Source organism: Zoogloea ramigera, assembly GCF_006539865.1.
Taxonomy (GTDB): Bacteria; Pseudomonadota; Gammaproteobacteria; order Burkholderiales; family Rhodocyclaceae; genus Zoogloea; species Zoogloea ramigera.
Window position 1 is genome coordinate 1 of record NZ_BJNV01000097.1, and the last position, 12,862, is coordinate 12,862.

The 12,862-nt window shown below is 68.2% G+C and carries 11 protein-coding genes and 1 pseudogene; 9 read left to right on the forward strand and 3 right to left on the reverse strand.

Annotated elements, in window-relative coordinates:
* Positions 1 to 250: pseudogene (locus ZRA01_RS18450) on the reverse strand (amino acid ABC transporter substrate-binding protein); the annotation flags it as partial.
* A gap of 291 nt (positions 251 to 541) precedes the next feature.
* On the opposite strand from ZRA01_RS18450, the gene pyrC reads away from it, so the two are divergent.
* The 6 genes from pyrC to ZRA01_RS18480 all read left to right on the forward strand — a co-directional run bounded on the left by pyrC (position 542) and on the right by ZRA01_RS18480 (position 7,698).
* Entirely contained in the window at positions 542 to 1,576 is a 1,035-nt protein-coding gene (pyrC, locus tag ZRA01_RS18455) for a dihydroorotase (protein ID WP_141354848.1), read from the forward strand.
* Positions 1,577 to 1,590: 14 nt separating this feature from the next.
* Complete coding sequence (locus ZRA01_RS18460; protein ID WP_141354849.1) at positions 1,591 to 2,037, forward strand: hypothetical protein; 447 nt, start codon at positions 1,591 to 1,593, stop codon at positions 2,035 to 2,037.
* A complete protein-coding gene (locus tag ZRA01_RS18465; protein ID WP_141354850.1) occupies positions 2,034 to 2,834 on the forward strand; it encodes a DUF3025 domain-containing protein in 801 nt (266 codons plus the stop codon). Before ZRA01_RS18460 ends, ZRA01_RS18465 begins: the two co-directional genes overlap by 4 nt.
* Positions 2,835 to 2,943: 109 nt before the next feature.
* The gene (locus tag ZRA01_RS18470; RefSeq protein ID WP_141354851.1) at positions 2,944 to 4,995 is read left to right on the forward strand and encodes a GumC family protein; all 2,052 of its coding nucleotides are present in this window, start codon (positions 2,944 to 2,946) and stop codon (positions 4,993 to 4,995) included.
* A gap of 289 nt (positions 4,996 to 5,284) precedes the next feature.
* Entirely contained in the window at positions 5,285 to 6,925 is a 1,641-nt protein-coding gene (gpmI, locus tag ZRA01_RS18475; RefSeq protein WP_141354852.1) for a 2,3-bisphosphoglycerate-independent phosphoglycerate mutase, read from the forward strand.
* A gap of 314 nt (positions 6,926 to 7,239) precedes the next feature.
* Positions 7,240 to 7,698 carry a hypothetical protein gene (locus ZRA01_RS18480; RefSeq protein WP_141354853.1) on the forward strand — a complete coding sequence of 153 codons (459 nt, stop codon included), beginning with the start codon at positions 7,240 to 7,242 and terminating at the stop codon, positions 7,696 to 7,698.
* 228 nt (positions 7,699 to 7,926) lie between these two features.
* On the opposite strand, the gene ZRA01_RS18485 is transcribed toward ZRA01_RS18480, so the two are convergent.
* Positions 7,927 to 8,976 (reverse strand): linear amide C-N hydrolase, encoded by a 1,050-nt coding sequence (locus tag ZRA01_RS18485; RefSeq protein WP_218028758.1) that lies wholly within the window; start codon positions 8,974 to 8,976, stop codon positions 7,927 to 7,929.
* A gap of 236 nt (positions 8,977 to 9,212) precedes the next feature.
* Positions 9,213 to 10,004, reverse strand: a complete 792-nt coding sequence (locus ZRA01_RS18490; protein ID WP_141354855.1) for an NYN domain-containing protein — start codon at positions 10,002 to 10,004, stop codon at positions 9,213 to 9,215.
* A gap of 286 nt (positions 10,005 to 10,290) precedes the next feature.
* Here ZRA01_RS18490 and chrA point away from each other — a divergent pair, with 286 nt between their 5' ends.
* From chrA to ZRA01_RS18505, 3 genes are all read left to right on the forward strand, one after another.
* Entirely contained in the window at positions 10,291 to 11,511 is a 1,221-nt protein-coding gene (gene chrA, locus ZRA01_RS18495) for a chromate efflux transporter (protein ID WP_141354856.1), read from the forward strand.
* Positions 11,512 to 11,814: 303 nt separating this feature from the next.
* Complete coding sequence (locus tag ZRA01_RS18500; RefSeq protein ID WP_141354857.1) at positions 11,815 to 12,426, forward strand: PEP-CTERM sorting domain-containing protein; 612 nt, start codon at positions 11,815 to 11,817, stop codon at positions 12,424 to 12,426.
* A 136-nt stretch (positions 12,427 to 12,562) separates the two neighbouring features.
* Positions 12,563 to 12,862: hypothetical protein (locus tag ZRA01_RS18505; protein ID WP_218028759.1), on the forward strand; the 300-nt coding region annotated here is incomplete at its 3' end.

A 12,862-nucleotide genomic window follows, 5' to 3' on the forward strand; every position in this document is an offset into this window, starting at 1 on the left:
CCGTGAGGTTCGGCAGCTTCAGCTCGGCCTTCACCGCATCCACCACTTTCAGCATCAGCTCGTGGCTGTAGCCCACCACCTGCTGCTTGTCGTCGTAGTACGAGAAGGGGATCGACGACTCCCGGTGGCCGAGGGCGATGCTGCCGCTGGCCTTGATCTTCTGCAGGGTGGGGGATTCCTGGGCGATAGCCGGCTGGGCGAGCCCGGCGGCGATCAGGCAGGCGGCGGCGAGTTTGAAGGGGGTGCGCATCGTGGTGTCTCCCGGATTGGCGTGGGTGGCGACGTCGTGGCGTCGTGTGCCTTATCCATTGCACGGGGCGTGCCAGCCCTTCGATGCGCGCTGTTTTTCTGCAAGTGCTTGAATTGATTGAAGCCGCCCGGCGGCACACAAGGCCTGGCGTTCGGATTTCCGGATGGCGGGCCGGTGGGGCGGTCGGATTGCCGACCGGAGCGCTCCGCCCGGGCCGCTGTAAGGGCTGGCGGGGAGGCCGCCGGGGGCTGGTAAAATGATGGATTGAATCCGCCCAAGGGATAGACCGCCATGCCCACCCTGACCCTCACCCGCCCCGACGACTGGCATCTGCATGTGCGTGACGGCGCCGCGCTGGCCACCGTGGTGCCCGACACCGCGCGCCGCTTCGGCCGCGCGATCATCATGCCCAACCTGCGCCCGCCGGTGACCACCGTCGAGCAGGCCGCGGCCTATCGCCAGCGCATCCTCGCCGCGGTGCCCGCCGGCCTCAAGTTCGACCCGCTGATGACGTTGTACCTCACCGACACCCTCAAGCCCGAAGAGATCGACAAGGCCGCCGACAGCGGCTTCGTGGTCGCCGCCAAGCTCTACCCGGCCGGCGCCACCACCAACTCGGACGCGGGTGTCACCGACATCGCCCGCATCGACGCCGTCCTCGAACGGATGGCCGAACGGGGCGTGGTTCTTTGTGTACATGGCGAGGTGACTCATGGTGACGTGGATATCTTTGATCGCGAGCGTGTCTTTATCGATCGCGTGCTGGCGCCGCTTGCAGCGCGCCACCCGGCCCTGCGTATCGTCTTCGAGCACATCACGACCGCCCAGGCGGCGCAGTTCGTGAGCGACGCCGGGCCCAACGTGGGCGCCACCATCACCGCCCACCATCTGCTCTACAACCGCAACGCGATCTTCACCGGCGGCATCCGCCCCCATTACTACTGCCTGCCGGTGTTGAAGCGCGAAACCCACCGCGAGGCGCTGGTCAAGGTGGCCACCTCGGGCAGCAACAAGTTCTTCCTCGGCACCGACTCGGCGCCCCACGCCAAGAGCACCAAGGAAGCCGCCTGCGGCTGCGCCGGCTGCTATACCGCCCACGCCGGCATCGAGCTCTACGCCGAGGCCTTCGAGCAGGCTGGTGCCCTCGACAAGCTCGAAGCCTTCGCCAGCTTCAACGGGCCCGATTTCTACCGCCTGCCGCGCAACGCCGACACCATCACGCTGGTCAAGGAAGACTGGCAGGTGCCGGCGGCCGTCGATTACCTGCCGGACGATCCGCTGGTGCCGCTGCGCGCCGGCGAGACCATCGGCTGGAAACTGGCCTGAACTTCAGATCCGCCATGCCCGCCCATCTCAAATCGCTCCTGATCCTGGCCGCCGTGCCCCTGCTTGCCGCCTGCGAGTACGAAGGCGCGGCTTACCTGATCGAAGGCAAGGACCACTCCATCTCCCTGGTGCGGGAGCAGCGCTGGTTCTGGAGCAGCGAGGTGGAGCAGGCCGTGGTGGTCTCGCGGATGCCCACCTGCCTGCGCCGCCACGACATCAAGTCCGGCGTTACGGGCAGCGTCAAGATGGAAGTCTTCGAGGCCGGTGACTACCTGTGGGCCCTCAAGCAGGGCAAGAGCTGGTATCTCGCTGGCACCGAAAAGTGCGAGTTCCAGCGCTGGAAGGACGCCCCCGCCGAGCCCCCCGGCAAGCTGGTCGGCACCTTCACCCGCAAGAACGACAAGCTCGAATTCGTCCCCGCCGAAAAGGCCCCCGTGCCCATCCGGCCCGCCGGCGAATGACCCCCGCCGGCCTCGCCGGCCGCCCCCTTTACGAACCCATCGCCCCGCTGCTGGCCCGCTTCACCGGCGGGCTGCCCGGCGTGGCCGAGCTCGACGCGCTGCTATTCGAACACGCGCCCGGCGCCGTCAGCGGCAGCGGGCGCCCGATCCGCTTCGTGCCGCCGCCGGCCGAGCTGCCCGCCTACGAGCAGCACATCGATGCCACCGGCGAGGTGCCGACCCGCGCCGATGACTGGCACGACTTCTTCAACGCCCTCGCCTGGTGCGTGTGGCCGCGCAGCAAGGCCGCCTGCAACGCGCTGCATCTCACCGAGCAGCACAGCCGCCTGGCCGCCGGGCTCGCCGGCCGTGGCCCGCGGCGCGACGCCCTGACCCAGTTCGACGAATGCGGCGTCCTCGTCGTCTCCGCCGACCCCGAGATCTCCGCGCTGCTGGCTGCCCACGCCTGGGAGGCCGCCTTCTGGCAGCGGCGCGCCCGGCTCCTTGCCACCACGCGCTTCCTGGTCTTCGGCCACGCCAGCTGGGACCAGCTGCGCGAACCCTTCTTCGGCCTGTGCGCCAAGGCCATCCACCGGGTCGTCGACGCCGACTGGCTTGCGCTGCCCTTGCCGGCCCGGCAGGCTGAGGCCGACGCCTGGCTCGCCACGCACCTGGCCAGCCCGGGGCAGCCCTTCGGCAAGGCCAGCCTGGTGCCGCTGCCGCTCCTCGGCATCCCCGGCCTCACCCCGGCCAGCGAGTGCGCCGACTACTACCGCGACACCCGCCAGTTCCGCCCCCGGCGGCCATCGGTTTTATGACGCCGGTTGCGCAATATGCGCTTGACCCGGCCTGCCTCTGTCCGAATACTCCTGCGCTTTCGGGCCTTCTGCATCGCTGGCGGCCCTGGTTTCTCCCGGTGATGACGTCATGAACCCTCTTTCCAGCCTGCGCAGCTACCTCGAGCTCGACGTGACGCCCGACCTCGACGGCGAGGCCGCCACCCGGCGCAGCAACCGGCGCCGGCTGCGGGTCTTCCTGCTGGTCTTCGCGCTGGTGCTCATCCCCGGCCTGTTGTGGAACTTCCTGCGCCCGGCCGAATACATGGCCACCGCGCGGGTCCAGATCACCCCGGGCGGAGCCTTGCCCCAGCCGCAGGCGCCCCAGCCTGGCGCCCCGGCCGAAGGCGCTGGCAGCGGCTGGGCCGAGACCGAACTCCTCACCCAGGTGCAGAAGCTCACCAGCCGGCCCCTCCTCGAGAAGGTCGCCGAAACCCTGCGCACCCAGGGCCACCCGCTGCCCGACGGCGACGCCCCGGTGCAGCTGCAGGAGATGATCCGCGCGGTGCCCGTCAATGGCACCGAGGTTGTCGAGCTCCAGGCCGTCGGCACCCGGCCCGAGCAGCTCGCCGCCGCCCTCAACGGCCTCGTCGAAGCCAGCCGCGGCGAGATGAAGAGCTCCTACGACGCCGCCGCCTCGGAGAGCCTGGCCCAGGCCCGCCGCGAAGCCGAGCGCCTGGGCCGCGACGTGCGTGAGCGCCGCGCCCAGCTCGAAGCCTTCCGCGGGCAAAACGAGCTGCTCTCCCCCGAGCGCGAAGAGAACGACGCCGTGGCCAGCCTCAAGGGCCTCAGCGCCTCCCTCAACACCGCCAACGAGAAAGCCGCGGTGGCCGACGCCCGCCTGCGCGCCCTGCGCGAAAGCGCCGCCGGCGGCCGGAGCAGCCTGGCCCTCAAGGACGACCCGGCGCTGGCCGGCCTGGTGCAGCAGGGCATGCAGCTGCGCGACCAGATCCGCGAGATGGAGCGGGTGTATACCCCGGCCTTCATGGACATGGACCCCCGCGCCCGGGCGCTGCGTGCCCGGCTCGCCGAGACCGAGAGGCTGATCGAGGCCCAGCGCGTCAGCGGCCTGCAGACGGCACAGGTTGCCGCCCAGGAAGAACTCTCCCAGGCTCGCAAGACGGTCGAGCAGCTGCAGGCCCAGATCGCCGCCCAGAAAGCCGGCCTGCAGAAGTTCTCCAGTCGCTTCACCCAGGCCAAGTCCCTCGAGGAAGACCTCGCCCAGCTCGAACGCGCCAGCCGCCAGGCCATGGAGCGTGCCGCCCGCCTCGAAGTCAGCGAGCGCAGCCGCGAGCCGGTGTTCACCCTGCTCGAATCCGCCCACGTGCCCCGCGCCTCTTTCCGGCCCGACTACCTGATCGACGGTGCGATCGTCTTCGGCGTGGCCTTCGGGCTGGGCCTGCTGGCCATGTGGTTCGTCGAGCTCTTCCACCGCCAGGCGCCGGCCCGGGCACCGGCCGCCACCACCACCGTGATCATGCCGCCCCAGTGGGTGGCCCCCAGTGGCCATCCGGGAGCCACGGCGCTGCCCGGCATGGCGCCGGCCGCCGGCGGCATGTTGCCCGCCGGTGGCCCCGCGCCCATGCTCGCGGCCGCGCCGCAGCCGCTGCCCCGGGAGCTCGGCCAGGACGAAGCCGCGGCCCTGCTCGCCGCCGCCGGCGAGGCCCGCTTCGCCGTCGCGTTGCTGCTGCTTGGCCTCACCACCGACGAACTCGTCGCACTGCGCGAAGCCGATCTCCCGCCCGAAGGCGCCAGCCTGCAGGTAGGCGGCCCAGCCCGGCGCGTGCTCGCGCTGCCCGCCTGGCTTGCCGCCTGCCGCCCTGCCGCCACGGGGGCGCCGGATGCGCCGCTACTGCGCGATGCCTCGGGCGCCGCGCTCAGCGCGGCCGATGTCGAATCCATGCTCACCTGCGCCGCCCTCGATGCCGGCCTCGCCGGGGCCGCCGGCATCAGCGCCGAAGCCCTGCGCCACACCGGCATCGCCTGGCTGGTGCGCCAGGGCCTGCGCTTCTCGGATCTCGCCGGCCTGGTCGGCCGCCCGAGCGCCGAGGCCCTCGCCAGCTACGCCGACCTCGCCCCCGACGGCCCCAAGCGCGGGTTGGCCGAGATCGAGCCGCTGATGCCGGCGCTACGCCAGGGCTGAGCCGCACACCAACAGGATTTTTGGCCATGTCAGCTTTTTCCGGGGAGCCTTTCGAAACCTGCTTTTGATCTGCCTTGCAGGCGCCGCTGGTGCGATTTGCGGGTTCTTGCAGGGGCGACGTGTAGGGGCGACTTCAGTCGCCCGCGGAGGTGGATCACGGATCTACCGCGTTTTTCCGGCTGAGGGCGACTGAAGTCGCCCCTACATCTACCTCGCCCCCTGCAGGCGGCATCGCCTATTCGAGGCTTCTCCGGACAACGCTGACCACGCATTTTTTAAGGAAGAAACGATGCTGCAGAAACTCTCCGCCTTCCCGGGCGTTCCGGGCCCGGTCGTCGTCATCGTCATGGACGGCTACGGCATCCCCAAGACCGACGTCGGCAGCGCCATCGCCGCCGCCCGCAAGCCCACCCTCGACGCGCTGTTCGCCGAGTGCCCGCACATCACGCTGCGCGCTCACGGCACCGCGGTGGGCATGCCGTCCGACGACGACATGGGCAACTCCGAGGTCGGCCACAACGCCATCGGCGCCGGCCAGGTGTACGCCCAGGGCGCCGCGCTGGTGGCCAACGCCATCGCCGACGGCGCCATCTGGGCCGGCGAGGCGTGGCAGCAGATCGTCGCCGGCGCCAAGGCCGGCCGCGGGGTGATCCACTTCATCGGCTTGTTTTCCGACGGCAACGTGCACAGCCACATCGACCACCTCAAGGCGATGGTCGCCCAGGCCAAGGCCGAGGGCGTGAAGACGGTGCGCATCCACGCCCTGCTCGACGGCCGCGACGTGCCCGAGACCAGCGCCCTCGAATACGTGGTGCCCTTCGAGGCCTTCCTGGCCGAGCTCAGCACCGACGGTTTCGACGCCCGCATCGCCTCGGGCGGCGGCCGCCAGTACATCACCATGGACCGCTATGACGCCAACTGGGCGATGGTCGAGCGCGGCTGGAAGACCCACGTGCTGGGCGAGGGCCCGCAGTTCGCCAACGCCACCGAGGCCGTCAAGGGCCTGCGCGAGAAGCACCCCGGCACCATCGACCAGGATCTCCCCGAGTTCGTCATTGCCGACGCCGGCCAGCCCATCGGCACCATCCACGACGGCGACTCGGTGGTGTTCTACAACTTCCGCGGCGACCGGGCCATCGAGATCACCCGCGCCTTCGTCGAGGCCGATTTCGACAAGTTCGACCGCGTGCGCGCGCCGAACGTCACCTACGCCGGCATGCTGCAATACGACGGCGACCTGCAACTGCCCAAGCGCTTCCTGGTGGCCCCGCCGGCCATCAAGGACACCTCGGGCGAGTGGTTCAGCAAGATGGGCCTGGCCCAGTTTGCCTGCTCCGAGACGCAGAAATTCGGCCACGTCACCTACTTCTGGAACGGCAACCGCTCCGGCAAGTTCGACGGCGAGACCTGGCAGGAAGTCCCCAGCGACGTGGTGCCCTTCGAGCAGCGCCCCTGGATGAAGGCCGCCGAGATCACCGACGCGATGATCGCCGCGCTGCAGTCGGGCCAGTACAAGCTGCTGCGCTGCAACTTCGCCAACGGCGACATGGTCGGCCACACCGGCAACTTCCGCGCCGCCACGATGGCCGTCGAAGCCGTCGACCTGGCCCTCGCGCGCCTCTTGCCGGCCATCCAGGCTGCCGGCGGCGTGGCGCTGATCACCGCCGACCACGGCAACGCCGACGAGATGTTCGAGCTCGACAAGAAGACCAAACAGCCCGCCCAGAACAAGGACGGCAGCTTCAAGGCCAAGACCGCCCACACCCTCAACCCGGTGCCGCTCGTCCTCTTCGACAAGGTTACCGGCGGCAGGCTCGACCTCAGGCAGCTTGAGACCGCCGGCCTCTCCAGCATCGCTGCTACGGTGGCCAACCTGGTGGGCTTCGAGAAGCACGACAAGTGGGATGAGAGCGTGCTGGTGGTGAAGTAATCGACCCTCAACCGGCGCGAAGGCGCCGTGCACGACGCGGGCGCACCCTGAACGGGGGGCGCCCGTTTGCATTTGTCGTCCCGCCCCGCTTTGCGGCGGGTAAGCCGCTGACGCATCCGTAATGGTGTCCTAAGATGGAATCATGCCCTTCAAATGGGAGCCATCATGCGACGCTGGCAAGTGCAGGAAGCGAAGGCCCGGATGTCGGAGCTGGTCAAAAAATGGCCTGCTCGTCCAGCACAACCTCATGCTGGTTGCCCGAAACGCCAGGGAAGTTGCGGGGCTGTCGTGTCTTGGATGAAGGGAGTGAGCGTATGAGCCGGACTCGTCTTCTAAACGCTTTGCTGCTACCGATACTGCTGCTTCTCGTAGGGTGTGCCGCGCAGCCGCGTCAGGTGTATCCGGGCACGCGTTTGTCGCCGGACAGGGAAGCCCGGATATCAACGGATTCCCAGAGTAAATATGGCGCGATTGCACCGGGGTTCGACCGGAAGATTTACCTGACCAAGATAAACGGCGAAAGTCTCTCCGACATGAAAGCAGTGTTTGGCGGCCAGATGCATCCTTATCCCACGGAGGCATATGTGTTGCCCGGCAGGCAGGAGCTCGATGTCAGATATGTTCACATGAATGGATATGCCGACGGGCAGCTATGGTTCGATGCCCAGGCGGGCAAAGAATACCGGGTTCGGTATCGCATCAACGCTTACTCGGTCTTGTTCTGGGTTGAAGACGTGGAGCAGGGGGCGCAAGTAGGCGGATTCCGTGAGTGAACGGCAATCTCCGAGGGTGACGTTCGGGTTGAGTCCGGTAGTCGGGTGCGTGCAGCGAAACCCGACGCCGCATGATGGGCGATGGCGGCGGTGCCATCCACTTCGAACGGATGCGGTTGGCGAACGGGGCAGGGCAGAGCGGCCCGGCGGCGATCCGTCGCGAGGGTGAGGCAGGCGCCGCCGCGTGGGTATTTCAGGGCGCGGGCCGGTCGCGGGTCGGCCCGCTTGTCACTCCTTCGGCGCCAGAAACTTGAACAGTGCGGCGGGCTTGAAGTGCCGGGTCTGGTCGCCGGAGACATCCGGATTGCCGTCGAGTTGCAGCTTGCGCGGGCCAGAGCCTTCGGTGAAGTCGAGCTCGTTCAGCTTGGCCCAGAGGATGCTCGGGCTGTTGGTGTCCTGGTAGTAATAAACCTTGTTCTTCTGGTCGCTGACGGTGAGCCACAGCGTGTCGGCGATGTTCGGCTGCCCCGGAATCTTGATGCCGATCGGAACGCTGATGTTGCGCATGACGCTGAAAACCGTGGCGACCGCCCGGCGGGGGTCGGCGGTCTGGGTGCTCTCGTTGATGTAATACGAGGCGCGCGCGAAGCGATCGGAGGCCCGGTTGGTGCCCGGCAACATCGTGGCGCCGCCGATCGTTTTCCAGTATTTCTCGAGGCCCAGTTGCTCACCGAAGGTCGGTGAATTGGTCATGACCTGATACTGCCTGCCGTGGTGGATGGTGAGCTTGCCGTCGATGTACTCGAAGATGGCCGAGTCGCCCGAGGCGTCGGACACCGAGAGGTGGACGGTGCCGGGCTCGCCGCTGGGCGCAAGGATCGGCACCATGCGGAACGCCTCCTTGCGCAGGCCCTCGACCGCCTCGGTGGTGGTGGCGTAGGTGTCGAGCACGTACTGCACCCATGCGGCGATCGACAGCGTGGGGCGTTTGTCGGCCGCGTTCGCGGCAGGGTATCTGGCTTCGGCGAGGTAGAGCAGATTGGCGACCAGGCCCTTCTCGTTCATGCCGTCGGCGGCGGCGCCTTCGTAGATCGTGGTCACGACGCTGCCGTATTTGCTCTTCCAGTTGAACGGGGCGCTGGTGTTGCTGGTGCGTTCGAGGCCGCGCGGATACAGCCACAGGTTGGTGTCCATGTCCGAGACGAACCAGTCCATGGTGCGTCCCGTGACGGTCTGCCCCTCCTTGCCGAAATACACGGCACGCGTGCAGGCGTCGGAAACGGCGGGGGCGAGCAGGGACGCGGTGAGCAGCGAGGCGATGGCGACGCGCAAATTCATCATGGACTCCTTGGTAGGTGGGCGGAGGGGCGGGCGCAGAAACGCCCGGGTTGTCGGCGATCGTGCGGGCACGCCCAGATCGCCTCCAAGGTGTTGAATGACATGGAGGTTATCCCGGAGGGGGCTTTTTACCAATCACTGACCATGCAGGCCGGGCCCGGAGGGCGGCTTCAGGCAGCTCTCGGCGCTGCCTGCCCATGGCCGACTGCCGTCATCCCCTGCGCATCTGAACCCCGTCAGCCCCGCCCGCCATCCGCCGCGCCCTCCATGGCGCCGGCCTGACGCAAACCCACCGTGTAATGCCCGCCTTCCTCTTTCTTCAGTGCCAGCAGGTCGTAGGTCTTCACCATGTCCAGCAGCCCGGAGTGGCCGTAGATTGCGGGTGAGAAGCCCGGGTCGGTGCGTTTGAGGTATTGGCCAAGCTGCGCGAGGGAGATGCGGCCTTCGGAGGTGCCGGCGGCGAGGAGGGCCACGGCGTCGGCGACGAACTTGGGGCGGCGTTTGATGATCGCCGGTTTGGGCGTTTCGGCCTTGACGGGGGCGGGCTTGTCGGTGGGGGTGTCGTGATGGGCTGCGGGCTCGGGGGCGGGGGGCGTCCATTCGAAGAACTGGTCGCTGGCGTTGCGCAGGGCGTCGGGGGTCTTGGCTTCGCCGACGATGCAGACGGTGGCGCCGCGCTCGCGGAGCTTGCGGCACAGGTAGGCGAAATCGGAGTCGCTGGTGACGAGGCAGAACTTGTCGGCCCGGTGGTCGAACATGGCCTCCAGCGCATCGAGGGCGAGGGCGATGTCGGCGGTGTTCTTGCCGGCGGCGTACTGGTATTGCAGGCAGGGGGTGAAGGCCTGCCTGACGAGGGCTTCCTGCCAGTTGCGGGAGAGGGTGGTGTGGTTGCCGTAGCCGCGCCGCAGGACGACCCGGCCAAACTGGGCGACGACACGCAGGGCGTAGTCGAGGATGTCGGGGGTGGTGTTGTCGCAATCGACGAGGACGGCAACGCGGGTTTCAGTGGGCTGATGCGGGGAGCTCATGGCTTTCGGGCTGTGGGGCTGGGCGTGATGGGTGGGCGCTGGATGCCGTCGGTCGTGCGGCGCACCTTGGCGGGTGCGTGGATGGGCATGCGGGCTTGGCGATCGTACTCCCGGTCATGCGGGCAGGTAAATGTCATCGGGTAGCCGCGGGTGGGCCGGGCTTGCGGTTTGAGCATATGCGTGGGCGCGCTACCATCGGCCTCCCCCGCCCGGCAGGCCGGTGTCGGGGCGGCTGCGCGGGCGGTGGGCGCCCGGCGGTGCTTTCAACAGACGGGGCAGGGTGGCGATGGGCGGGTCTTTTCAGAGCGAGACGCCCGCAGGGCGCGGCAGTGCGCTGGAGGTGCTGGGGGTTTTCCTGCGCCTGGGGGTGACGTCGTTTGGCGGGCCGGTGGCGCATCTGGGGTATTTCCATGCCGAGTTCGTGCGGCGTCGGCGCTGGCTGGCGGAGCACGATTACGCCGATCTGGTGGCCTTGTGCCAGTTTCTGCCGGGGCCGGCGAGCAGCCAGTTCGGCATCGCGGTGGGGCTGGGGCGGGCCGGCTGGCTTGGCGCGCTGGCGGCGTGGGTGGGCTTCACGCTGCCGTCGGCGCTGCTGCTGATCGCCTTTGCGCTGGGGGTGGGGGCGATCGCAGGGCCGGCCGCTGTGGGGGCGATCCACGGGCTCAAGGTGGTGGCGGTGGCGGTGGTGGCCCAGGCGGTGTGGGGGATGGCGAAGTCGCTGTGCGCCGATCGGCCGCGGGCCGGCATCGCCTTGGCGGCGGCCGTGCTGGCGGTGCTGCTGCCGGGGGCCGGCGGGCAGCTCGGGGCGATCGCGCTGGGCGGCCTGGTGGCCCGCCGGGCCCTGCAGGTGGCGCCGCTGCCGGCCGAACGCCATCTGGATTACGGGGTGAGCCGGCGCCAGGGCGCGGTGCTGCTGGCCCTGTGCGGCGGGCTGCTGGTGGCGCTGCCGGCGCTGGCCACGCTGACCGGGGCGGTGGGGTTGGCGATGGTGGCGGTGTTCTTCAAGGCCGGGGCGCTGGTGTTCGGCGGCGGGCATGTGATGTTGCCGCTCCTGCAGGCCGGCGTGGTGCCGCCGGGGTGGGTGAGCAACGACGTGTTTCTGGCCGGCTACGGGGCGGCGCAGGCTGTGCCGGGGCCGCTGTTCACCTTTGCAGCCTATCTGGGGGCGGCGATGGGGCCGCCGCTGGGGGGCTGGGCGGGCGGCCTTGTGTTGCTGCTGGCGATCTTCGTGCCGGCCTTTCTGCTGATCGTCGGCGCGCTGCCGTTCTGGGAAGCCCTGCGCCACCGGGAAGGTATCCGGCGGGCGCTGGCGGGGGTGAATGCGGTGGTGGTCGGCATCCTCGGGGCGGCGCTCTACGACCCGGTGTGGACCGGCGCCATCCATTCCCGCGCCGATTTCTGCCTGGCGCTTGCCGCTTATGGCTTGCTGGTGGTGGGGCGGGTGCCGCCGGTGGCGGTGGTGGCCTTCTGTGCGGTGGTGGGCTGCTTGAGCGGTCTGGCGCGTTGATCTTGGGGGGCGCCCAGCCCGGGACTTGACCGCGGCACGGGGCATGGATCCATTTTTGGGCGAATAGCTTCTTCAGCCTGTTTGTAATGCCGGCAGTTGCCTCCGTGCGCCCGGGCATAAAACCCGAGCGCTCAAGTCGGGTTTCTTTTCATTTGGCCTGCGTTTCTGCTTCTACCGTATTGGGTAGCTTTTAAAAACAAGCGGATATGAAGACTGGCATCGGGGTTGCTATCCAGGCTTACCCCAGTGGTTTCGCGCGGCTGAAATGCGCGCTCCCCTAATCAATTGCCAGGAAAGAAAAACATGAAAAATCTGCTCGATAGACTGCTCGCCGTTGCCTGCCTCGGTCTGGTGTCGATCTCCATGCCGGCCCATGCCTCCACCTACACATTCAGCCAGACCGGCTTCGAGGATGGCGGGATGGTCTCCGGCTATTTCACCGGCAGCGATCTGAATGGTGATGGCTTCATCCGCATGTCGGGGGCGCAGAGGGAGGTCGGCGATTTCTTGCTCCGCTACACGGGCGGCAGCCGCCTGCCCGACATCACGATCGACTTCGCTGAACTCACGCGGGCGGCATCGTTCGGCATGGGCCTGCAATACCTTGTCGGTTCCTCCACGATCGGCGCCAAAGGAGGGGCGAACAACGGATCCATTTATGTCTTCGACTTCAGCCCTTTGCTCATCCCGACCGCGGCGGTGCTGGTCTTTCCGGACGGTCAGAGCGGCGCTTCGGGCACGGCCATCTCCTTCGAGTCGGGCTTCGCCTCGGTGAGTCTCGATTTCATGAACGTGATCGACATGAACCAGATCAACACTGCCGGCAATGTGAGCAAGGTCTCCGAGCCCAGCAGCCTCGGCCTGTTGGGCATCGCTGCCGCACTGATGGGAGGCCTGCGGCGCCGGAAAGGCTGAGTTGGCCCGGGGTCGGCCAGGCCTGGCTGATCCACGGGATGTAAGCCGGGGAGGGGAAGCCCCGGCCCTTGCCGAAACCTCTTTCGGCTCATCCAGCGCCCCGGCGGAGCTTGCCGACGGGACGCTGGATTTTCGGTTGGCCGCCATCTCCGGCGGCGGCAGCCCGGGCGACCCCTGGCGCACTGCCGGCGCTCATCGGCCATCGATCGTCGCAATCTGCCGGGGTGAAGGCGGCTTCGATCCACGCTTCGGTTTCTCCCGTGCGAACGCGCGTTTCGAGCTCAGGGCGAAGGTGCTGCGTGCCGAGCTGTCGGAGCGTATGCAGGATTACCTGCGGGTGCTGGATGGCGGGGCTGGCCTTTTCGGGGCGAGTGGGCATGTCTCCCGGGGTGAGTGGCATGACTACATCCGCGCCCTCTCAAGGAAACGCAGGGCC